At 68.1% G+C, this 19,981-nt stretch carries 22 protein-coding genes and 1 other RNA gene; 10 read left to right on the top strand and 13 right to left on the bottom strand.

The window, feature by feature from the left end; genetic code table 11:
- Positions 1 to 86 precede the first annotated feature (86 nt).
- The 4 genes from DV707_RS11240 to DV707_RS11225 all read left to right on the top strand — a co-directional run bounded on the left by DV707_RS11240 (position 87) and on the right by DV707_RS11225 (position 3,314).
- Positions 87 to 629, top strand: a complete 543-nt coding sequence (locus DV707_RS11240; protein ID WP_103991614.1) for a chemotaxis protein CheD — start codon at positions 87 to 89, stop codon at positions 627 to 629.
- Positions 630 to 1,306: 677 nt separating this feature from the next.
- Complete coding sequence (locus DV707_RS19265; protein WP_394337407.1) at positions 1,307 to 1,834, top strand: FlaD/FlaE family flagellar protein; 528 nt, start codon at positions 1,307 to 1,309, stop codon at positions 1,832 to 1,834.
- 150 nt (positions 1,835 to 1,984) lie between these two features.
- Positions 1,985 to 2,431: a universal stress protein gene (locus tag DV707_RS11230; protein ID WP_103991616.1), complete on the top strand. Its 447-nt coding sequence runs from the start codon at positions 1,985 to 1,987 to the stop codon at positions 2,429 to 2,431.
- Between the two features lie 79 nt (positions 2,432 to 2,510).
- Complete coding sequence (locus DV707_RS11225; RefSeq protein WP_103991617.1) at positions 2,511 to 3,314, top strand: RIO1 family regulatory kinase/ATPase domain-containing protein; 804 nt, start codon at positions 2,511 to 2,513, stop codon at positions 3,312 to 3,314.
- Positions 3,315 to 3,711: 397 nt separating this feature from the next.
- On the opposite strand, the gene DV707_RS11220 is transcribed toward DV707_RS11225, so the two are convergent.
- From DV707_RS11220 to DV707_RS11210, 3 genes are all read right to left on the bottom strand, one after another.
- Positions 3,712 to 4,143 carry an SRPBCC family protein gene (locus tag DV707_RS11220; RefSeq protein WP_103991618.1) on the bottom strand — a complete coding sequence of 144 codons (432 nt, stop codon included), beginning with the start codon at positions 4,141 to 4,143 and terminating at the stop codon, positions 3,712 to 3,714.
- Between the two features lie 130 nt (positions 4,144 to 4,273).
- A complete protein-coding gene (locus tag DV707_RS11215) occupies positions 4,274 to 4,498 on the bottom strand; it encodes a DUF7123 family protein (protein ID WP_103991619.1) in 225 nt (74 codons plus the stop codon).
- 50 nt (positions 4,499 to 4,548) lie between these two features.
- Positions 4,549 to 4,740, bottom strand: a complete 192-nt coding sequence (locus DV707_RS11210; protein ID WP_103991620.1) for a DUF7525 family protein — start codon at positions 4,738 to 4,740, stop codon at positions 4,549 to 4,551.
- A 148-nt stretch (positions 4,741 to 4,888) separates the two neighbouring features.
- On the opposite strand from DV707_RS11210, the gene DV707_RS11205 reads away from it, so the two are divergent.
- Complete coding sequence (locus tag DV707_RS11205; protein WP_103991983.1) at positions 4,889 to 6,070, top strand: LEA type 2 family protein; 1,182 nt, start codon at positions 4,889 to 4,891, stop codon at positions 6,068 to 6,070.
- A 36-nt stretch (positions 6,071 to 6,106) separates the two neighbouring features.
- Here the strand turns inward: DV707_RS11205 and DV707_RS11200 are convergent, their stop codons facing one another.
- From DV707_RS11200 to DV707_RS11170, 7 genes are all read right to left on the bottom strand, one after another.
- The gene (locus tag DV707_RS11200; RefSeq protein ID WP_103991621.1) at positions 6,107 to 7,138 is read right to left on the bottom strand and encodes a phosphate signaling complex PhoU family protein; all 1,032 of its coding nucleotides are present in this window, start codon (positions 7,136 to 7,138) and stop codon (positions 6,107 to 6,109) included.
- 156 nt (positions 7,139 to 7,294) lie between these two features.
- Complete coding sequence (locus DV707_RS11195) at positions 7,295 to 8,455, bottom strand: ATP-NAD kinase family protein (RefSeq protein ID WP_103991622.1); 1,161 nt, start codon at positions 8,453 to 8,455, stop codon at positions 7,295 to 7,297.
- Positions 8,456 to 8,715: 260 nt separating this feature from the next.
- Complete coding sequence (locus tag DV707_RS11190; protein WP_103991984.1) at positions 8,716 to 9,414, bottom strand: competence/damage-inducible protein A; 699 nt, start codon at positions 9,412 to 9,414, stop codon at positions 8,716 to 8,718.
- 73 nt (positions 9,415 to 9,487) lie between these two features.
- Complete coding sequence (locus DV707_RS11185) at positions 9,488 to 10,282, bottom strand: DUF5803 family protein (protein ID WP_103991623.1); 795 nt, start codon at positions 10,280 to 10,282, stop codon at positions 9,488 to 9,490.
- A 52-nt stretch (positions 10,283 to 10,334) separates the two neighbouring features.
- Positions 10,335 to 11,015 carry a DUF2110 family protein gene (locus DV707_RS11180; protein ID WP_103991624.1) on the bottom strand — a complete coding sequence of 227 codons (681 nt, stop codon included), beginning with the start codon at positions 11,013 to 11,015 and terminating at the stop codon, positions 10,335 to 10,337.
- Entirely contained in the window at positions 11,015 to 11,545 is a 531-nt protein-coding gene (locus DV707_RS11175; RefSeq protein WP_103991625.1) for a transcription factor, read from the bottom strand. The genes DV707_RS11180 and DV707_RS11175 overlap by 1 nt, the downstream gene beginning before the upstream one ends.
- A gap of 668 nt (positions 11,546 to 12,213) precedes the next feature.
- Positions 12,214 to 12,765: a tRNA (cytidine(56)-2'-O)-methyltransferase gene (locus DV707_RS11170; protein WP_103991626.1), complete on the bottom strand. Its 552-nt coding sequence runs from the start codon at positions 12,763 to 12,765 to the stop codon at positions 12,214 to 12,216.
- 165 nt (positions 12,766 to 12,930) lie between these two features.
- On the opposite strand from DV707_RS11170, the gene DV707_RS11165 reads away from it, so the two are divergent.
- The 3 genes from DV707_RS11165 (at position 12,931) to DV707_RS11155 (ending at position 15,828) form a co-directional block, all read left to right on the top strand.
- On the top strand, positions 12,931 to 13,683 hold the full coding sequence (locus DV707_RS11165) for an SIMPL domain-containing protein (protein WP_103991627.1): 753 nt from the start codon (positions 12,931 to 12,933) through the stop codon (positions 13,681 to 13,683).
- 69 nt (positions 13,684 to 13,752) lie between these two features.
- Positions 13,753 to 14,556 carry a DUF2797 domain-containing protein gene (locus tag DV707_RS11160; protein WP_103991628.1) on the top strand — a complete coding sequence of 268 codons (804 nt, stop codon included), beginning with the start codon at positions 13,753 to 13,755 and terminating at the stop codon, positions 14,554 to 14,556.
- A gap of 75 nt (positions 14,557 to 14,631) precedes the next feature.
- Positions 14,632 to 15,828, top strand: coding sequence for a DUF4382 domain-containing protein (locus tag DV707_RS11155; RefSeq protein WP_103991985.1), 1,197 nt, complete (start codon positions 14,632 to 14,634; stop codon positions 15,826 to 15,828).
- Between the two features lie 79 nt (positions 15,829 to 15,907).
- Here the strand turns inward: DV707_RS11155 and DV707_RS11150 are convergent, their stop codons facing one another.
- The 3 genes from DV707_RS11150 to DV707_RS11140 all read right to left on the bottom strand — a co-directional run bounded on the left by DV707_RS11150 (position 15,908) and on the right by DV707_RS11140 (position 18,236).
- Entirely contained in the window at positions 15,908 to 17,203 is a 1,296-nt protein-coding gene (locus DV707_RS11150) for an MFS transporter (protein WP_103991629.1), read from the bottom strand.
- A 144-nt stretch (positions 17,204 to 17,347) separates the two neighbouring features.
- Positions 17,348 to 17,658: signal recognition particle sRNA (ffs, locus tag DV707_RS11145), an RNA gene on the bottom strand.
- A gap of 149 nt (positions 17,659 to 17,807) precedes the next feature.
- Positions 17,808 to 18,236: a DUF7548 family protein gene (locus tag DV707_RS11140; protein WP_394337404.1), complete on the bottom strand. Its 429-nt coding sequence runs from the start codon at positions 18,234 to 18,236 to the stop codon at positions 17,808 to 17,810.
- A gap of 122 nt (positions 18,237 to 18,358) precedes the next feature.
- On the opposite strand from DV707_RS11140, the gene DV707_RS11135 reads away from it, so the two are divergent.
- Together DV707_RS11135 and DV707_RS11130 are read left to right on the top strand one after the other, a co-directional pair.
- A complete protein-coding gene (locus tag DV707_RS11135; RefSeq protein WP_103991630.1) occupies positions 18,359 to 19,513 on the top strand; it encodes a thiolase family protein in 1,155 nt (384 codons plus the stop codon).
- Positions 19,510 to 19,914: an OB-fold domain-containing protein gene (locus tag DV707_RS11130; RefSeq protein WP_235010769.1), complete on the top strand. Its 405-nt coding sequence runs from the start codon at positions 19,510 to 19,512 to the stop codon at positions 19,912 to 19,914. The genes DV707_RS11135 and DV707_RS11130 overlap by 4 nt, the downstream gene beginning before the upstream one ends.
- Positions 19,915 to 19,981 lie beyond the last annotated feature (67 nt).

Here is a 19,981-nt window from a genome sequence, read left to right as displayed (position 1 = left end):
GAGATGAGCGTCGTGAACGTCCGGTACGCGCCCCGCGACCCGCCGGGGGTCCCTCCGAACTCGATCGATCCTCCCGAAACGAACCTATGAAGGTCTACACCACCGACCGATCGAACGACAGATCCGAACCCGAACGGATCAAAGTCGGCGTCGCCGACTACGCGGTCGCCCACGCGGGGTCGACCCTCGTGACCAGCGGTCTCGGTTCCTGCGTCGGGATCGCGCTCGCGGACGTCGAGGCCGGCGTGGCTGGCCTCGCACACGCGATGTTGCCCTCCGCGAGCGCGGAACTCAAGCGGGAAGAGGCCGCAGACGACGTCCACCCGGACGTCTGGAAGTACGTCGATACCGCGGTCCCCGAACTCGTCCGCGAACTGGCCGACGCCGGTGCCGAGCGGGCCCGAATCGAGGGACGCCTCGCCGGCGGGAGCGCGATGTTCGAGTTCGAATCCAGCGCCGGTGCGGTCGGAGAGCGCAACGTCGCCGCGGCCCGTGAGGCGCTGGACGCCAGTGGGATCCCGCTGATCGACAGCGACATCGGCGGCGACTACGGCCGCTCGCTGTCGTTCGACGTGGAGGCGGGCGAACTCTCGATCCGTCGCGCCCACGGCGAGACGCACGTCATCTAGTCCCCTCGGAAGTGGCTCACCGGTGGGCTCTCCTCCCCGAGTCCCTCGCCCAGCGTCGGAGGAGTGACCCAACCCTCGGCCAGATATCTATTCTGATAATGCCGGGGGCACGTTTATGCACGGGCCTGTGAATCGTCCAGTACGACGAGCGAGCGGCGTCCCGGTCGCCGTGACACAGGAGACAGGCAATGACAATCGATCCCGACGACTACGACCTCCGAGAGCTCAGACGCATCGCAGACGAACGCCGGGGGGCGCGTCGCGCCGAGAGCGACGACCGGTCCGCCGACGCGGACGCGGACGACGCCCCGAGACGACGGACGGACCGCCGCCGTCGCGATCGCCGGAACGGTCGGCGGGCCGAGTCGCCGTCGAGCGACGACTCCGCCCGGGGGGACGACGGACGGCGAGCCGATCGAGACCGTGACGACGACGGTCGACGGCGGAACGGGCGGACGGGGAACAGCGCGAGAGACGGCGGTCGAGGCCGGAGCGACCGGGGCGACAGCCGCCGAAGCGAGGAACCGTCGGCCGCTCGGGAGACGGCGAACGGGCGGGAGGAGACCGACGACGACGTCTCCGTACGGCCCCGCGAAGTGACCCCGCCCCGACGCGGCGACTCGGATCACGCCCGCGGTCACGACGAGGTCGTCCTGGCGGATCAGATCGCGCGCGACCTGGGCTTCGACGGAGCGGCTCGGGGGCGGCGGCGCGACCGTCCCCGCGGGGAACGGCCCCGAGATCGAGACGCCCGATCTGACCCCCCTCGGCGACGGGATTCCGGGTTCGGTTCGCCCGACGACGTCGGCCGGTTCCAGTTCGATACGGAGATTCGAGAGCGCCCGCGCGGGCGCGCCGGCGAAGCACTCCGGCAGAACCAGCTCGAACAGCTCCTCGTGCACGAGACCGCCGCGGGCGACGGCGGGCTGACGAAACCGTACCTGGGATCGCTTCCCGACGCCTACGTCGCCGAACGCCTCGTGTTCGACTGGCTCGAGTTCCTCGTCCTGAAGGGCGGGTACAAGCGGACGATGGACGCGCTGCGGTACTACCACACCGTCGAGTGGCTCACCGAGGGCGTCGAGGCCGAACTGCAGGACTACCTCGTGGGCTTCTCCGGCGAGGTCTCTGAGACGACCGAGTACGACGTCGACGACCACCACCTGAGCCTCGTCTACATCGCGCGGCTGGCCTCGATGACGTAGTCGTCCGACACTCGACGGCCGTCGAGGACGGTCGAAAGTCGGCTTGCGGCGAGCGGTCGGACGGCCGGTACGCGTCTCCACCCTTTCGGTCGTTCCCGCCTCGCGGTAGCCATCCAAAACGCCTAATTGTCAGTCTGTGAATCGGGAGGTATGTACGATCGTATTCTGGTGCCGACGGACGGCAGCGACTGTGCGGACCGCGCGGTCGAGCACGCAATCGACATCGCGAGCCAGTACGACGCCGAGTTGCACGTGCTCTCGGTCGTCGACACCCGCGACGTGAGTCACAGCGCCCCCGCGATCAGCCCCGACCAGGTCCAGCAGACGCTCCGAGACCGCGCCGAATCGGTGGTCGAGGAGGTCGCCGAGCGCGCCGAAGCGGCGGGCGTCGACGCCGTCACCGCCGTCGAACCGGGGGTTCCCGACGACGCCGTCGTCGAGTACGCCGCCGACGAGGACTGCGATCTGATCGTGATGGGGACTCACGGGCGGACCGGCCTGGAACGGTACCTGCTGGGCAGCGTGACCGAGCGGACCGTGCGGCGGTCGTCGGTCCCGGTCCTGACGGTCCGCGGCACCGACGAGGACGACGCGTGAGCGACTGCGGCGGGCGATAGCTCCTATCGCGATTCGGACAGACCGACCGTATATACGCTCGGAGACCGTTCGCCGTGATATGGAACTCCGGCGTCTCCTTCGCGGTCGGGTCGAGTGGTCGCGGCTGGAGGCCGTCGCTCGCGAGATCCGCGACCGGTACGACCGCGACGAGGTCAGGGTCCGGTTTCTCGACGCCGACAACTGGCTCTCGACGCCGATGGTGGTCGACGACCGGTGGTTCGTGAAGGTCATCTCCCGGCAGAACTCCATCGTCCACGGCCTGTTCACCACGGGGCGAAACCTCGGTGCGTTCTCCTCGGGGACCGAGGGGTTCTTCGAGCACTTCGAGACGCCCGTCGAGATGGCACAGCACGAACTCGAAGCGACGCGACGGATGCGGGAGGTGGGACTCAACGCGCCGGAACCGATCGAGGCGTTCGAGGTCGACGGCCTCGGGGTGCTCGTCTTAGAGTACCTCCCCGACTTCCGGACGCTCGACGAACTCGACGAGGCGGCCGAGGCCGACCTCGCGCCGAAGCTCTTCGCCTCGCTGCGGCGGATGCACGACCACGACCTCCTCCACGGCGACCTCCGCGCGGAGAACGTGCTCATCCTCGAGGAGGAGATCTACTTCATCGACGCGACGAACGTCCGCGAGGGCGGCGCGTCGGACGCGAAGTCCTACGACGTCGCGTGCGCGCTCGGGGCGCTCGAACCGCTGATCGGCGGCAAGCGGACGGTCGAGGCCGCCTCGACCGCGTTCGAGCCCGACGAACTGCTCGCGGCCACGCGCTTTCTCGACTTCGTCAACATCCGTCCGGATCACGACTTCGACGCGGCGGTGCTGAAAGGCGAGGTCGAAAAGCGCGCGTCGTCGCCGTAGCGGTCGCCATAGTCGCCGTGGCGGTCGTCACAGTCGCCGTAGCGGTCCCCCGGTCGCCGTGGCGGCGCTATCATCGCTGTAGCGGCCGCTCTCTATCGAGCGCGCTGGGACCGGTCGGAGTGTGCGTACGGCGGACGCGCCACGGATACGGCGGAGTGCCGGTGCGTTCGACTCGCTTCGGCGGTCGGAAGGCGGAGGCGGGAGTGGTGCGCTCAGTCGCTCCCTCTCCGGGACGAGAGAGCGCTGGACGCGGTGGGCCGCAGCGGACCCCGAAACACTGCGGCAGTGTGCGGCGGGTGTGTGCCGACTTCGACGAGAAAAGCGTCGGTCGTCGGCAGGCTCAGGTAGCGGCGGGAAATCAATAAAGCCTCCGGGACGGCGCGGTCGGCTCCGACTCTCAGGCGTCGGACTCGACGGCCCCTCGGAGCGCGCGTTCGAGGTTCTCCAGTTCCGTATCGAGGTTCCGCTCGAAGAACCGCTCGACGCCGGGGACCCGCCCGTCGACGACGAACTCGTTGACGAGGCGCGCGCCGCCGTCGGTCGCTTCCACCGTGTGTTCGCCGGTGACGCGCAACACCGAGGACTTGCCGACGAACTTGACGTGCCGCGGCGGGTCGCGGGCGATGTCGCTCGTCTCTACGCGCGCCGTCGAGTTCACGAACGGGATCGGCAGTCGGACGTGCCACGTCGCGTCGCCACTCTCCTCGTCGACCTCGTACCGCTCGACGACGCTGATCGAGTCCGCACGCTTCGAGGGGTCGGAGATGAAGTCCCACACGGCCTCTGGCGGGGCGTCGAACTCGAATACCCGCCGCACGCGTACCGTCATACGCGATCCTGGGAGGGAGAGACAAAAAAGGTCCTGAATCGCGATCCGGCGGAGGCGCGGGCAGCCGTGTTCGACGCGTCAGTGGATCGGCCGCGGGCCCGCGATCGCCCCCGAGTGACGTGCCGATGGCTCAGCTGCGGGTGACCCGCCACGTCGTCGACCGCGCGCGCCCCCACTTCTCGATCTCGACGTCCTCGGACTTCTCGGCGAGCCGCGGGAGCCGGACCCCCACCTGCTTGGCCGAGAGACCGATGGCGTCGGCGATGTTCTTCGCCCGGAAGTACCGCTCGCCGGCGGAGACGCTCTCACGGAGGTACGCGACGATGCGCTGTTCCTCCTCGGTGAACTCGCTCATTTCACTCCGTGTACGGACGGTTCGGTCTTAAGCTTCTCGTCCGTCCGCGCTCAGCCGAAGAGGTGCGTCGCCGACACCGCGAGCGAGGCGGCGATGATCGCGGCGGCGAACCCGATCGCGGCGACGAACTGATCGCCGCTCACCCCCGCGGCGAACATCGCGGCCACGCCGAGCACGGCGACGATCGAAAAGAGGACGGTCAGACCGAATCCCTTGTCCGAACTGGCGGCTGCGGTTTCCATACCCCGAGGTCGCCCGGTTCCGACTTAGTTCATACGACTCGCGCCGCGTCTCGTCGGTGACGGCCGTCCGGCGCTCAGTATGCCGCGCTGACACGATTCGCTCGGTGTCGTGAGGTCTATGTACCTGCCGCGGTCTTCGTCGGACGATATGTGGTCGATCCTCCTGCTCGGCGGGCGGCTCCGAACGGCACTCGTCGCGCTGGTCGCTCTGGGAGTGCTCGGCGGCGGCGCGTTCGCGGCGGGCGTGATCGGGGTTCCCTCGGTCGCGGGCGTCGAGAACACGTTCGGGCCGGTCGACGAGAACACGACTGTCGTCGAGACGGACCTCACCGTCTCGAACCCGAACCCCGTCGGTGCCTCCCTCGGCGGCCTCACCGTCGACTACGAGGTCCTGATGAACGACGTGCGACTCGCGAACGGGACCAAGGAGGGCGTCTCCGTCGGCACGGGCAACTCCACGCTGAACTTCACGACGGCGGCCGACAACGACCGGATCCCGCCGTGGTGGGTCTCCCACGTCCGCAACGACGAGCGGACGACCGTCACCGTCGACACCTCGGTGACGTCGGAGACGGTCGGGCGGACCGTCGACCCGCCGAACGTCACCCGGCAGGTCGAGACGGACCTGCTCTCGCAGTTCAACTCCACGGAAACGCGTCCGATCGACGCCGATCAGCCGCTCGTCTCCGATCCCGTCCTCTACGTCAACGAGACGAGCGCGCAGTGGGGCGAGGTGACGGACTCTCGGACGGCGATGGATCTCACCTTCGTCGTGTACAACCCCAAACCGTATCCGATCGGCGTCAGCGAACTCGGGTACGACATTTCGATGAACGACGTCGCGGTCGGCGACGGGTCGACCGAGTCGGAGTACGTGATTCCGCCGAAGTCGACGGAGACCATCGAGGCGACCGTCTACATCCGCAACGACAGGATCGACGAGTGGTGGGTGACCCACCTCGAACGGAACCAGGTGACCGACCTCCGGATCGACTTCGACGCCCGGCTGGACCTCGCCGACACGACCGTGACCGTCCCGCTCGACTCGCTCACGTACACGGAGACGATCGAGACGGATATCTTCGGGACGAAGCCGACTGATCCGGACGCGACCGGAGAGAGCGACGCGGACGACAGCTCGGAGTCGTCGACCGAGACGCCGTCGGAGGGCACCGAGACCCCGACCGAGACGACGTCGACCGACGATGACGGACTTCTCGGAGACGGGACCGAAACGACGAGCGCGCCGACGCCGACGGAGACGCCGACGGCGACGGAGACAGCAACACCGACGGAGACGGCGACCGACGACGGCGGTCTGCTCGGATGACGGCGGCGACCTGTTCGATCGATGTCGGCCGTTCGCTCACCCGATCGTGACGTGTTCGGACTCCTCGTTCAGCGCGAGGTTGGCCGCGATCTCGGCGTTCCGCATCGCGTACTGGGCGGTCTGCTGGAGGCTGACGAGAACCTCGCGGACCTGGAGCAGCTCTTCGTTCTCCATCTCGGGGAGGTCGTCGAGGATCTCCTGCTCGCGGTCCCGTAGCTGTCGGAACAGCGTGCGGCACTCGACCGTCTTGTCGTAGTCGCGCTCGACGACGGACTGCACGGCCGTCTTAGTGAGTTCGTCGACCTGATCGGTGAACTCCCGGATCCGGCGCATCGTCCCGGAGTCGACGTCGAGGGTGTGGCCCTCGGCGTTCATCGCGATGTTGGCGATGTCCTCGGCGTTGTCGGCGGTCAGTTCGAGGTTCTTCGCGACCGAGCGGTAGCCGATCAGCGGGAACCCCGACTCCAGGCCGACCGCGCGGGCGAGGTTCGGATTCTGGTAGGCGGTGAAGATCAGGCGGAGCAGGAGCACGAAGATCTTGTTCGCCTGCCGTTCGCGGTTCAGCGCGCGCTGGGCGAGGTCCGTGTTCCCGTGTGCGAGCGCCTTGATCGCCTCCCCGCGCATCGTGCTGCCGGTGTTCTCCAGCCGTTCGAGGAGGTTGTTCAGCGTGAAGTCCTCGGGGTCGACCGAACACCGGATGGCGATCCGGTCGGGCGTCTCCTCGATGACGCCCAGGCCCATCAGTTGCGTTTCGGCCTTGTAGACGGCGTTGATGTGCTCGGAGTCGAGCGCGCCGTCGCTCTTTTCGATGTGAATCACCCGCCGCCCGAGGACGTACTGGGCGACGATCGCCCGTTCGAGCGAGTCGGCGTCGAGGTTGTCCGCGCGGATCGTCGCCGAGGAGTCCTCCTGACTCGCCGATTCCGGGAGCACCGTCAGCGTGCCCTTCCCGCCCATCCGGAGCGACACCTCGTCGCCTTTGTTGACGTTGTGTTCCTTCGCCCACTCCGCCGGGAGCGTCATCGCCAGCGTCGAGGGACCCAACCGCTGTACCTTACGCGTTTCCATATCACACCCTTGCTTTCAGTGACCTTAATCCTCACTATATGTGAATTATATAACTTCTATCTATCTGTACTTATAGGACTAAACACGTCGATATTAAAATAATTGAGGCGATAGGTTCCACAGTCACACACTATCTGCGTCGATCGTCGGAACCGATCACGCGATCCGCATCATCCGCCGCTCGAAGCGACCGATCCGGACCTTCGTCCACCCGCGGAGTTCGGCGTCAAGCTCCGGGTCGTCGGTGTCGACGCGGAGTTCGCCGATCGTGTCGAGCTTCGAGCGCGAGGCGACGATCTCGACGTCGCTGCGGCGGATCACGGCGGGGGAGAGCTGCGGGTTGCCGCGGCCGAACACGAATCCCTGGCCGCCGATCGGCGAGACGACGACGACGTTCTCGCCGTCGGGACCGAGCGCGTCTAAGATCTCGGACTCGCTCGCGTCGAGGGCGAGCACCTCGCCGTCGCGCCAGACGTCGACTCCGATCGGCGACCCCTCGAAGCCGAGTTCCTCCTTGATCGCGCCGACGGTGCTCCCCGGGCCGAGCACGAACGTCTTCTCGCTCCCGCGGATGTCGTCGGCGACGCCCGCCGCGAGCGCCTCGACGTTGCCGCCGCCGAGTTGCTTCGAGGACTGTAACTCCTCGGCGACGGGGACGTGGGCGATCGCTCGCAGTTCGGGGTGGACCTCGCCCTCGCGGTACTCGTCCTCGTCGATGTCGAGCACCTCGCGCCGCTCGGTCCGCTCGAACGTCGCGACCACGTGGGCCGCGTCCTCCGGCGAGACGGCGAACACCGACGAGTACACCTTCACGCCCGCCGGCACGCCCAGGATCGGGATTTCAGTCCCCTCGACGACTTCGGCGACGTCCGCGGCGGTGCCGTCGCCGCCGACGAAGACGACGATGTCGACTCCGTCGTCGAGGAACGCCTCGACGGCTCGGGCGGTGTCCTCGGCGCTCGTTTCGGGCGGGGCTTCGTCCGCCGTCTCGGGCGGGGCTTCGTCCGCCGTCCCGCGGCCGTCCACCCCGGGCTCGCCGTCGTCCCCGTCGGTCGGGTCCGAACCGGGGCCGCCGAGCACCTCGGCGTCGAACCCCACCGCGCGGGCGACGTCCGCGCCCATCGACCCGCCCCACGTCACCAGGTCGACGTCTCCCTCGCTCTGCTCGCGGAGGGCTTCGAGCGCCCGCCGCGCGCGGTCCGGCGCCCGGGGTTCCGCCCCGCGGCGGCGGGCCTCTTGCACCTTACCGTCCGTTCCCTTCAGTCCGACGCGGCCGCCCATCCCCGCGATGGGGTTGACCACGAACCCGAGTCGCATACGCGGACCCAACGGCGGGGCGCGCAAAAGCCCGCCGGTGCGCCGACGTCGGAGAGGCGACGCACGCGGACCACAGTATGAACGCTTAAGAACTGTCTCGCGGAATTGAGGGGTATGCTCCCACTCGCATCCGAGGGCGTCGCCCTCCCGATCGCGGAGACCGGCGCGGTGATCCTCCTCCTCAGTCTCGCGATGACCGTCGGCTGGCTCTACTACCTGTACCGCTAGGTCTCGGGGGGCCGCCGACCCCGGCGCAGCGACTACTCCGCGTCTCCGACGAGATCGACCCGCCCGCGAAGCCACTGCGCCGCCTCGTCGACGACGGCCTCGTCGGTGGCGGTGAGTTTCACGCGGACCGATTCTCCGGGATAGCTGCCGACGGTGACGTCGAACCGGTCCCGTAACTTCGACAGCCGATCGATCAGTTCGCTCTCGGGCTCGTCGACGTCGACGACGGTCGAGAACGTCCGCTCGCCGCTGAACTCCTCGGCGACGCCCTCGAACATCGCCTTCATCTCGTCCGGGACGCCCGGCAGGACGTAGACGCCCTCGACGACGGCGCCGGGCGCGACGCCCTCGACGTTCGGGAGCATCCACGCGTCCGCCGGGAGTTCGGTGGTCCCGTCGACGAGGCCCTCGGCGGTGTAGCCGCCCTCGCCGGTCAGCCACTCGCGGGCCTCCTCGTGCGGTTCCAGGTCGCGGCCGACCGCCGCGGCGACGCCCGCCATCGTCACGTCGTCGTGGGTGGGACCGAGGCCGCCGGTGACGACGACGGCGTCGTGCTCGGCGCGGTACTCGTTGACGACGCGGGCGATGTCGGCGACGTCGTCCGGGACGGTCGTGACCCGTTCGACGTCGACGCCGCGGGCGGTCAACTCCGCGCACAGCCACGACGCGTTCGTGTTGACGGTGTCACCCGAGAGGAGTTCGTCCCCGACGGTGACGATAGCGACTCGCATACCGTCCATAACCGCGAAGCGGACAAAAGCACAGCGCCTCCGGTTTCGCGACTCTCTCCGCTAACGGTCGGAGTCAGCGCATCCCCGGCGGCGGTCCCTCGTCGTCGTCGTCGATCTCGACGTCGATCCCCATCTCCAGGCGTTGCTGCCGGAGCCGATCGATCTGCCGGCGGTAGTAGAACAGCCCGCCGCCGCCGACGACGCCGACGAGAGCGACGATCCCGGCGAAGATGTAGAGGTCGCGCTGGAGGTAGAACCGGATCGAGATGGTGTCGGCCGTCACCGGTTCGTCCCAGACGACGTGGACCTGCCCGTTCTCGTCCGGCGCCGCCTCGTAGCCGCGAGGCGAGACCTGCCCGAAGATCGGGAAGTCGAGCCGACGGTCCGGCGGCAACACGACCTCGTAAGTCCCCTCGACGTAGGTCGGAAGCGTGAAGCGCTTCGGCGTTCCGCCGCTCGTGAACGCCAGCGCGCCCCCGCTCGGCGGCGCGCCGTCGGGGAGTGCGACGACGGTCTCGTCGCGCGTCTGTCGCACCTCTCCGCTGCGGTTCTGGATCTCGCTCCCCGTGATAACCGTCCCGTTGGGGTAGCGGTACCGCACCGACTGCACCGAGAGCGGGTTCGTCCCGCCGAAGCCGTCGCGTCGGTACAGTTCGATCGTCGAACTGTTCGTCTCCATCACCGTCCGGAACTGGGTGTTCTCCTGGATCGTGACGTGGGCGGTGCGGTTCGTCTCCCACTCGTAGGGCTCGGCGGGGTCGCTGTCGAGGCGGTCCGCCGAGACCGGTCCGGTTCCGATCCCGAGACAGCCGCTGGTGACCGCGAGGAGGGCGAGACAGCCGGTCGCGAGGAGGAGTCGTCGGTTCATACGTGGATTCGAGGGGTTCGAGATGGATTAATGCATTCGCCGGGGCGTCAGTTCAGCCTGTCAGGACGCACTTCAGTTCCGATCGGAGGTACGAGCCGATGCTGGCGAGCAGCCCCGGCGGATCGGTGTCCTCCGGACAGACGATGCTCTGTTCGAGCAGTCCGAGCCGTTCGACCGTCACGATGTCGTTCGCGTGACCCGCCCGATTGACCGTCGCCCGGACCTCGCCGCGGGTGGCGCTGTTGACGTTCACGCGGCCGGCACCCTCCTCGCGCGTCCAGTCGTACAGGCGGTCCCGCGTCGCGTCCGCGAGGTGGGGGGCCTCGCCGGCGACGAACCGCAGCGGCGTGTGCTGGACGACGCCGAACCGATCGCGGATCTGGGTCGCCGACCCCGTTCCGAGCCCGAGTTCGTCGGTCGCGATCCGGACGCGTTCCCCGTTGCCGGCGTCGAGGGTCCAGCCGTCGTCGTCCCAAGAGTCGAGCGTGCCGACGTACGTCTCTCCGTCCTCGAACTCGGGCGTGATCTCGCCCCACGTCTCGGCGAGGACGTTGGCGGCGACGGTCGCGTCCTCCCCGTCGAGTTCGACGCTCACGAAGTCGTCCTCGCGGACGTCGATCGTCCACTCGACGTCGAGTTCGCCGACGTCGTTGCGGACGAGCGAGTCGAAACTGTCCAGCGCGCGTTCGCGGGCGTCGCCCCCGACGTAGCACTTGGTTGCGAGGACGACCATCAGTCGTCCCGGCCTACGTCGACGTTGAGTTCGTCGCGGAGTTCCTCGATCCGGCGCTCCATCGCTTCGACCATGTCGTCGTTCTCCATCGGCTCCAGCGGCGCGCCCGTCTCGGGGCACTGGAAGCCCTGCTCCATCGCCTCGGAGAACTCGAAGCGGATGCCCGCCGGTTCCGAGAGGTAGAACTCGTGGGTCCGCTCGTACTCCAGTCGTTCCTCCAAGGCGTCGAGGAGGCGGTACATCTCCTCCTGGAGGTTCTCCGGGATGTTCTCGTAGTGGAAGGTCCAGAGGTAGGTGAGCCATCCGGAGTCCTCGTCGCGGACCCGGCGGTACTCCGCCAGGTCGTTCTCATAGAGGATGAAAAGCGCCCGTCGGACGTCGTTGAGTTCGAGTCCCAACTCCTCGGCGAGTTCCTCGTCGGTCACCTCGCCGTCCGGCGGAGCCGCGGCCACCGGCATCCCCGTCGGTCCGACCAGCTCGTGGAGGTACTTCTGGATGACAGGGTCGTTCAGCAGCTCCTCAAAAGCCATTGTACTCAGTTGCGCCGCTCAGTCGTTTTAAAGTTGCGGATGCGGGGTCGTTCGTCCGATCCGAAATATCTCGACGCGGCCGTCGGTTGGTATCGCGGCAAACGTTCACGGAATATTCAAAATGATTTATTATTACTCTCTCCGTAGGTTCAATTCCCGCGAGAAGGCGGGGACACACTGGACGACTCGTTTCAGATCGCCCGGACGCGGGTGAGACGGAGCGAGTTGGGAGCCACAACCGAAGTGTCCGTCAGAAGACGACGAGGTTACGGTTCCGAAGGAGGACCGCACCGACCCGAACGCTCGACCGCCCGGGCGGTCGAGGGGGAAGGCCAACTAGCGGAGTACGCGCAAGCGGACTTCGTGAAATGCGGCGACGGCACGTCGACAACGCCGGTGGGAACCCGGCTAACGCTCCGGCAAACGCCGGTGAAAGTCCGGCTAAAGTCGGCGTGGCAGAGCCAGACGGCCGTGTGGGTCGGGGAAAACGTCTCCCGTCCAGGTCTACGCCGCCATTCTCGTGTGCTCTCTCTGACGTCGCACACGTAGGTAGCCGCGTCTGTAACTGATTACGCGTCCGATCGCTCGCGGACTGTCGTTGTCTTCGATCGCTCGCGAGTCGGCGTCGACTTTCGACTGCTCACGACTCGTCGTCGGCCTTCGACCGGTCACGGCTCGTCGAGTTCCTCGCCGTCGACGACCCGCTTTCCGCGCTCCTGCGGGATCACGCGTCGGTCGGCGTCCGCCCACTCTCGTTCGAGTTCCTCGCCGTCGAACAGCCGGTCCAGGAAGACGGCCAGCCCCGCGACCTCAGAGTGGGGCTGGTTCGTGACGCCGACGTTCCAGTCGGCCTCCTCGTACACCTCGAAGGGGACCTTCTCGCCGCCGACGACGATCAGGAGCGGTTCCTCGCGGTGCGTCTCGCGGATCCCGCCGGTCACGTCCTGCACCCGCTCGCCGTACATCGTCAGGTGGACGACCGACCCCTCCCACTCGCGGATCGTCGCGTCCAGTCGCTCGGTCAGTTCCACCTCGAAGGGGCCGCCGAACCGCGCCGTGATGTCCTCGACGGTCTCCTCCGACTGCCCCGCGTTGTCGGGGAAGATCACCCGGTCGGCGCCGAGCGCCCGCGCGGTCAGGCCCACGTGCGTCGTCATCCGGTCGTCCCGGCCCGGGCGGTGGCCGTACCGGAGGACGGCCACCTCTGGCGTGTCGTTCATACCGGATCCGAGGCGGGGCGGGCGCTAAGGGGCTTCGGAAGCGATCGCGTTCGTTCCGACGGGGATCCCGTCGGACCGAGTCCGGTCGCCACCGACTGCGAGCAAATTCAAAGGGTCCTTTGAGCTATCACGAAGCACTTTACGAAACCCGGAGACGGCAGGGATATGTCACGACGAACGCTCGCGACCGTCGGCGTGATCGCGTTGATCCTGCTGGCGGGCTGCTCGGGGACCCTCTCGGGCGCTGCGTCCGAGGCCCCGTCCTCGAACTCGGGCAGCACGATCGAGGTCTCCGGCGCCGGAAGCGCCAGCGGCGAACCGAACCGTGCTGTCGTCCGGGTCGGCGTCACCGCGACCGCCGAGGACGCGGTGACCGCCCGCCAGCGACTCGCCGAGAACGTCTCGCGGATGCGGACGGCGCTCACCGAACTGGGCGTCGGGGACGAACAGATCGCCACCGAGTACTACGACGTCGGTCGCGACTACCGGCCGCCGCGGCGGGACGGCGAGGAGCCCGAGGTGCGGTACCGCGCCTCCCACGACTTCGAGATCACGCTCTCGGACGTCGAGCGGGTCGGTCCGGTGATCGACACCGCCGTCGGGAACGGCGCGACCAGCGTCGACGACGTCTCGTTCACCCTCTCGGCCGAGCGGCGACAGCGGCTCGAACACCGGGCGCGCCGGTCCGCGATGACCGACGCCAGACAGAAGGCCGAGACCGTCGCCGAGGCGGCGAACCTCACCGTCACCGGGGTTCACGTCGTCCGCGTCGGCGGCGGGTCGCCGCGGCCCAGCGCCGTCGAGTACGCGGCCACCGCGACTCCGGCGGCGGACGGCGGCACCGACGTCGAGAGCGGCCCGGTCGACGTCGTCGCGAACGTCGAGGTCGTGTACAACGCCACGGCGACGGGCGCCTAAGGGGCGGGATCCGATCGCGTCGGCGGGCGAACGGCACGGCTTTTATCCGCGTACCGCGTAGCCGCGAGCGTGCAGTTCGTCGGCTACGACACGGGCGAAGCGGGGCTCTACGTGAGCGAGGCGGGCGGCGACCGCGACGGCGACACGTCGTCGCCCTCGGAGACGGACGCGGGCGCGGCCGTCGAGTTCGTCCCGCTCGATCCCGGGGTCGAACTCGCCTACACGCTCGGCGACCGCCACTGCGCCGGGACGGTCACCGACGAGGGACACGTTTCGTGCCCCGATCCGACCGCGCCGCACTGCCCGCAGCACCGCTCGACGTGGGTCTGTGCGAAGTGCACGGGCACGTGTCTCAAAGACGAGATGGACTGCGTCGAACCGCACGCGGTCTACCTCGCGGCGTTCGCGCCCGACACGTTCAAAGTGGGCGTCACGAGGGAGTGGCGATTCGAGACCCGGCTTCGCGAGCAGGGCGCAGACCGCGGCGCGCTCCTCGCCGTCGTCCCCGACGGCCGCGTCGCCCGCGAGCGCGAGGCCGAGATCGCCGCGGAGATTCCGGACCGGGTCCGGATCCCGAAGAAACGGGTGGGGCTCCACCGCGACGTCGATACCGACGCGTGGAGGGCCCTCCTCGACGACTTCGACGTCGACGAGGACGACCGCCACGAGTTCGACTACGGACTCGACTTACGGGACCGACCGGTCGCAGAGACCATCGCCACCGGGACCGTCCGCGGCGTCAAGGGTCGGCTGCTGGTGCTCGACCACGCGGGTAGCACCTACGCCGTCGACCTGCGCGACCTCGTCGGCTACGAGGCGACCCCCGAGGCGACGACGCGCGACCTGCAGGCGAGCCTGGGCGCGTGGGGATAACTCGACTAAATCCGGATGAATCCGGAGTCACGAACTCCTGTTTAAATACCGCTACGGTCCCTCGTGGCGACCGTGATGAACCGAAAGACAGTCGCGACCGTCCTCGTCGCAGCGCTGGTGGTTCTCGCCGGGTGTTCCGGCGGAATCTCCGGTGCGCCGAACGGGGGCACAGACGACGGATCGACGGCCACGGACGTGCAGTCGCCCACCGGTGGGACCGATAGTAGCACCGGGACGGTGAACCTGTACATCAGCGACGAACAGAACGCGATCGGCGACTTCGAACACCTCAACGTCACGATCACCCGGGTCGGACTGAAACCGGCCGGTGACGATGGCGGCGAGGACGCCGACGACGCGGACGACAGCGAGACGGATGCGGACGACGAGTCGGACGACAGCGACGAAGTGGACGACGAGACGAACGACAGCGAGACGGCCACGTCGACGAACGCCGTAGAAACGGAGTCCGCTGACGCCGACGACGCAGACGATAGTGACGAACCCGATGACGGTGACGAGCGCGACGACAGTGACGAAACCGACGACGCCGACGAGCGCGACGATGGCGAGTGGGTCGAGTACGAGGTCGACGACCGGACGGTCGATCTGACCCGTCTCCAGGGCGCGAACGCGACGCGGCTCTCGTCGCTCGACGCCCCGAACGGGACCTACGAGAAGGTGTTCGTCTACGTCTCCGACGTGAACGGGACGTTGAAAGACGGCAGCGACCAGCGCGTGAAACTGCCGAGCGGGAAGCTCCAGTTGAACTCGGAGTTCACCGTCGGCGAGGGCGAATCGGTCGACTTCGTCTTCGACATCACCGCGATAAAGGCGGGCCAGAGCGGGAAGTACATCCTCAAGCCCGTCATCTCCGAGTCGGGGACCGACGTCGAGATCGACCGGGTCGACGATGACGACGACGGAGACGGTGACGACGAAGGCGACGACGACCGTGAGGACCGGACGGAATCGGCGCTGAACGCCACCTTCGTCGACGACGTCGCACCCGGCGAGAACGCGACGCTCCGGGTCACTGAAAACGGCTCCGCGGTCGAGAACGCGACGGTCGAGGTCGACGACGGACCGACCGGGACCACCGACGCGAACGGCGAGTACGTCGTCTCGATCCCCGACGACGCCGAGGAACTGGAAGTGTCGATCGCCCACGACGACGCGGAGACCGAGTTGGAGTTCGAGTTCGAGGGCGGTCCGTCCACTGACTCCGGGTCGGACGACGGAGCCGACGGACCGGACGCGACCGCGGACTAGGTGCTCTCACACCCGGACGTACGCTCACACCGCCGACGTACTGTTTTTGATCGCGCCCGCCTCGACCCGTACTGTTCGATCAATCCCCGACCGCGGGCGTCGCGGCCGGCGCCTCCCGCGTTCGTAGGTACGTCGCGACGAAGACGCCCGTGGCGACGGCGATGAACGCCGCGGCGGTGAGAAAGGCCATCGTCGTCGAGACGGCGTCTTTTATCACCCCGACGAGGACGGGACCGGTGACCTGTCCGACCTTCCAGGCGATCGAACGGAGCGACATACTCGACGCCACCGAGTCGAGGCGTTCGCCCTCTTCGACGAACAGCGCCATACTCGCGGGGAGACGGACGCTGTCGGCGATCCCGAGGATTCCGTAGGCGGCGAAGAGCGCGAAGAACGCCCCGCCGAGGACCTGCGTCCGGCCGAACGCGTCGAACCGGATCGGCGGGACCGTCCCCTCGAAGAAGAGCGCCAGCGGGATGAGCGCCGTTCCCAGCCCGTACAGCAGCGCGCCGGCGACGACGAACCAGTACCGCTTGCCGATCCGGTCGGTCAGATCGCCCATATACCCCTGGAAGATCGACTTCGTCAGTTTCCCGCCGGCGAGGATCCACCCGATCGCGAAGGCGTTGATCCCGAACTCGGTTCGCGCGAAGATCGGGAGGAAGATGATCACGGCCATCTTGCCGACCGAGAACCCGAGCCTGAAGACCACGAGCGACCGGACCATCGGCCGGGCCAGGAGCGCCCGGATCGTCTCGACGCCGGTCGCTTCGTCGGGGTCCTTCCGGCCGCCGGGGTCGTTCCGGAGGTGTCGCCACACGAGGCCGAACGCGAGGACCGTGACCGCCGTCAGCGCCGCGTACGCCCAGACGAAGTCGTAGGCGTAGAGGAGGTACCCCCCGACGAGGTCGCCGGCGAGACTGGAGAAGGCCCCGACCTGGTTGTACGCGCCGAGCCAGCGGCCGCTGCCGTCTTCGGGGCTGATCTCGCCGACGACCGCCGACCCGGTGACCCACAGCAGGCTGGCGCCCAGGCCCTGAACCACCCGAATGAGGATCACGTGCATCGAGTTCTCGACGAGCGCGAACCCGACGAAGACCGCGACGTTGAGCGCCAGCCCCGCGAGCAGGAAGCGCTTGGCGTTGCCGGTGTCCACCTTCCGTCCGAGCGGCAGGACGACGAGCAACTGTGCGACGGCGAAGGCCGTGCCGAACAGCCCCTCGACGACGCCTGTCGTTCCGAACTGGTCGGCGTACAGCGCCAGCGCGATGAGGATCGTCGAGTACGCCTGACTCCGGGCGAAGGCGACCCCCGACAGCGCGGCGAACTCGCGGTCCCCGAGGAGCCCGAGCGCACCGCTGGCGCGTCCGGTCATTGCGTGTTCGAACCGCCGTCGTCGACGGAATTAAGCGACACTATCCAGCGGCTCAGAGGGGTGTGTTCCCGGGTCACGTACGTTCGACCGGGGGCCGTCCGGCCGACACGTCGGCGCCGCTCTCGAAGGTGAAGTCGATATGAATGGTGGACAGCGGGGTTGCCCGGCGTTCCGGCACGGGGAGTCTCGGTCGCCTCCTCCACCCCGCGATCCTCCGAGCGACGAACGTTCGCTGGTCCGCTGCTCGCTTCCGCGCCTGACGGGGTGCCGGCGACGAATCACCTCGGTCCGACCCTGCGGCCGGCGTCGGTGAACCGCCGTCCCCGAAGGACGAGGTTTCTACGTTGGCTTCCGAGGCCCGCGCCGGTCTGACCGGACGCGCCCGGGTTCGGTCCCCGCTGAAGGCCAAAGATGCGGGTGGAGAGCAGGGCCTAGCTGCCCGACCTAGTCCACTTACGAGTACACCGGGACCACATAAGGGGCTTTCGACTCGGTGACCCCCACGATCGCCGGACACCGTGCAGGTCCCCGGTTCGAAGAGCGGATCGCGTGCGGGTCGAAGATCGGACGTCGAGCGGCGCTCGGCGGTACGGGACGAGCGTAATCAGTATCCGGGCAGCTGCGCTCTCGCGAAGCTCCCCGCCGCGATCGCGACGACCGCCGACCCGGTGACGACGACCCAGCGGTGGTTCTCGATCCAGGCGTATTCGGCGGGGAAGCTGAAGAGCAGCGTCGGGTCGATCGACAGCGCCCACAGCAGCGAAAACAGGATCATCGCGACCGCCGAGACGAGCGCGACCCCGGCGAGCGTCACGGGGTCGGACCGCTCCTGTGCGGCCGCGAGGAAGACGACGACGTCGAGCAGGGCGAGCACGCCGACGATCGAGATCCCGATCGGCCCGGCGGCGTAGTAGTCGGCGACGCCCGCGCCGGGCACGGCGATCAGGAGCGCCGGCGCGAACACGATCCCCGCGAGGAGCAGACAGGCGATCGCACCCAGCCTCGGAGCGACGGAATCCACATCCACGTTCATATCGGACCCTCGACGCGGAGAACGTGTAAGCGCTTCGAGAGACGCCGAGCGCGTCTCCCGGACGCCGCGTCCGACGCTCGAAAAAGGGAAACCGGTAAGCCACCGCACTCTCGTTGTCACCTATGGAGCGCGTAGCGATCATCGGCGCGTCGATGACCCAGTTCGGGCAGCGCGAAGAGTGGATCCGCGAGTTGCTCGCGGAGGCCGGCATCGCCTGTCTCGACGACGCTGGCGTCTCGCCCGACGCGGTCGAGCACCTGTACGTCTCGAACATGGCCAGCGGCGAGTTCGAGGGCCAGACCGGCGTCCCGAACGCCCTCGCCCACGACCTCTCGGCGGTCCCCGCCTACACCGCCCGGATCGACCAGACGTCCTCGTCGGGCGGCGCGGGCGTGTACGCCGCCTGGCAGTCGGTCGCCTCGGGGGCGTCGGAGATGACGCTTCTCGTCGGCGGGGAGAAGATGACCCACCGGACCACCGCCGAGGCGACGGACGTCATCGCGTCGCTGACGCATCCGGTGGAGTACAAACACGGGCTCACTCTGCCGTCGTTCGCCGGCCTCACCGCTCGCCACTACCTCGACAAGTACGACGCCCCGCGCGAATCGCTCGGGAAGGTCGCGGTCAAGAACCACAGAAACGGCGTCGACAACCCCCACGCGCAGTTCCGAAAGGAGGTCGACCTCGACACCGTCTTGGAGTCGCCGATCGTCGCCGACCCCCTCAGACTGTACGACTTCTGTCCGATCACCGACGGATCCGCGGCGCTTATGTTCTGTCCGGAGTCTGTCGCCCGTGAGTACACCGACGAGTACGCCGTCGTCTCCGGCATCGGCGGCGCGACCGATACCCACGTCGTCCACGAACGGGCGGACCCGACGACGATGGGCGGCGTCGTCAACTCCTCCGAACAGGCCTACGAGATGGCCGACGTCGGTCCCGAGGACGTCGACGTCGCGGAGCTCCACGATATGTTCACGATCCTGGAGTTCCTCCAGTCCGAAGACCTCGGCTTCTTCGAGAAGGGCGAGGGCTGGAAAGCGGTCGAGGAGGGCGTCACCGACCGCGACGGCGAACTGCCGATCAACACCTCCGGCGGCCTCAAATCGAAGGGCCACCCGCTCGGCGCCTCCGGCGTGGCGCAGGTCTATGAGATCTACGAGCAGGTCGTCGGCGACGCGGGCCCGCGACAGGTCGAGGCCGAGACGGCGCTCGCCTGCAACGTCGGCGGGTTCGGCAACTGCGTGACGACCACGATCCTGGAGGGTCGAAAATGAGTGACGAACACGACACCGAGAACGAGACCGAAGACGAACACGAGATGGAGGCGTCCCGCTACCCCGACGGCAGCATCACCTATCCCGGCCACCCGCTCGGGCCCGGTGGTCAGGAACCGACCGGCACGGTCGACCTGAGCGAGCACGTCGCGGAGGTCGTCACTTGGACGACCTCGACCGCGACGCCGCCGGGCGTCCGCCAGCCGAACACCGTCGCCATCGTCGAGTTCGACGTCGACGGCGAGCCCGTACGCGCCATCGGCCAGGTGACGACCGACGACGTCGAGATCGGCGACGAGGTCCGACCCGTCTACTGCGAGGAACTCCGCGACCCCGACGCGGGCATCCGCGAAGCGGAGAGCCAGGAGTGGGACGGCTTCAGATTCGAGCCGGTCGACTAGCGTCCCCAGCGTTCGGCACGCGGACCGAACCGCGGTGCGGCGAGCAGGAACGGCCGGCGGACACGCA

This window comes from Halobellus limi, assembly GCF_004799685.1.
Taxonomy (GTDB): Archaea; Halobacteriota; Halobacteria; order Halobacteriales; family Haloferacaceae; genus Haloquadratum; species Haloquadratum limi.
The sequence above is the reverse complement of the archived record's forward strand: the minus strand, read 5'-3'. Positions and strand labels throughout refer to the sequence as shown.

Excerpts from the sequence above, each read along its gene's own strand:
- DV707_RS11230 (WP_103991616.1), top strand. The coding sequence starts at position 1,985 with ATGTACGATCGTATTCTGGTGCCGACGGACGGCAGCGACTGTGCGGAC.
- DV707_RS11215 (WP_103991619.1), bottom strand. The coding sequence starts at position 4,498 with ATGAGCGAGTTCACCGAGGAGGAACAGCGCATCGTCGCGTACCTCCGT.
- DV707_RS11220 (WP_103991618.1), bottom strand. The coding sequence starts at position 4,143 with ATGACGGTACGCGTGCGGCGGGTATTCGAGTTCGACGCCCCGCCAGAG.
- DV707_RS11165 (WP_103991627.1), top strand. The coding sequence starts at position 12,931 with ATGTCACGACGAACGCTCGCGACCGTCGGCGTGATCGCGTTGATCCTG.
- DV707_RS11200 (WP_103991621.1), bottom strand. The coding sequence starts at position 7,138 with ATGGAAACGCGTAAGGTACAGCGGTTGGGTCCCTCGACGCTGGCGATG.
- DV707_RS11140 (WP_394337404.1), bottom strand. The coding sequence starts at position 18,236 with ATGAACGTGGATGTGGATTCCGTCGCTCCGAGGCTGGGTGCGATCGCC.
- DV707_RS11155 (WP_103991985.1), top strand. The coding sequence starts at position 14,632 with ATGAACCGAAAGACAGTCGCGACCGTCCTCGTCGCAGCGCTGGTGGTT.
- DV707_RS11130 (WP_235010769.1), top strand. The coding sequence starts at position 19,510 with ATGAGTGACGAACACGACACCGAGAACGAGACCGAAGACGAACACGAG.
- DV707_RS11190 (WP_103991984.1), bottom strand. The coding sequence starts at position 9,414 with ATGCGAGTCGCTATCGTCACCGTCGGGGACGAACTCCTCTCGGGTGAC.
- DV707_RS11150 (WP_103991629.1), bottom strand. The coding sequence starts at position 17,203 with ATGACCGGACGCGCCAGCGGTGCGCTCGGGCTCCTCGGGGACCGCGAG.
- DV707_RS11195 (WP_103991622.1), bottom strand. The coding sequence starts at position 8,455 with ATGCGACTCGGGTTCGTGGTCAACCCCATCGCGGGGATGGGCGGCCGC.
- DV707_RS11240 (WP_103991614.1), top strand. The coding sequence starts at position 87 with ATGAAGGTCTACACCACCGACCGATCGAACGACAGATCCGAACCCGAA.
- DV707_RS11180 (WP_103991624.1), bottom strand. The coding sequence starts at position 11,015 with ATGGTCGTCCTCGCAACCAAGTGCTACGTCGGGGGCGACGCCCGCGAA.
- DV707_RS11135 (WP_103991630.1), top strand. The coding sequence starts at position 18,359 with ATGGAGCGCGTAGCGATCATCGGCGCGTCGATGACCCAGTTCGGGCAG.
- DV707_RS11170 (WP_103991626.1), bottom strand. The coding sequence starts at position 12,765 with ATGAACGACACGCCAGAGGTGGCCGTCCTCCGGTACGGCCACCGCCCG.
- DV707_RS11205 (WP_103991983.1), top strand. The coding sequence starts at position 4,889 with ATGTGGTCGATCCTCCTGCTCGGCGGGCGGCTCCGAACGGCACTCGTC.
- DV707_RS11185 (WP_103991623.1), bottom strand. The coding sequence starts at position 10,282 with ATGAACCGACGACTCCTCCTCGCGACCGGCTGTCTCGCCCTCCTCGCG.
- DV707_RS11210 (WP_103991620.1), bottom strand. The coding sequence starts at position 4,740 with ATGGAAACCGCAGCCGCCAGTTCGGACAAGGGATTCGGTCTGACCGTC.
- DV707_RS11225 (WP_103991617.1), top strand. The coding sequence starts at position 2,511 with ATGGAACTCCGGCGTCTCCTTCGCGGTCGGGTCGAGTGGTCGCGGCTG.
- DV707_RS11175 (WP_103991625.1), bottom strand. The coding sequence starts at position 11,545 with ATGGCTTTTGAGGAGCTGCTGAACGACCCTGTCATCCAGAAGTACCTC.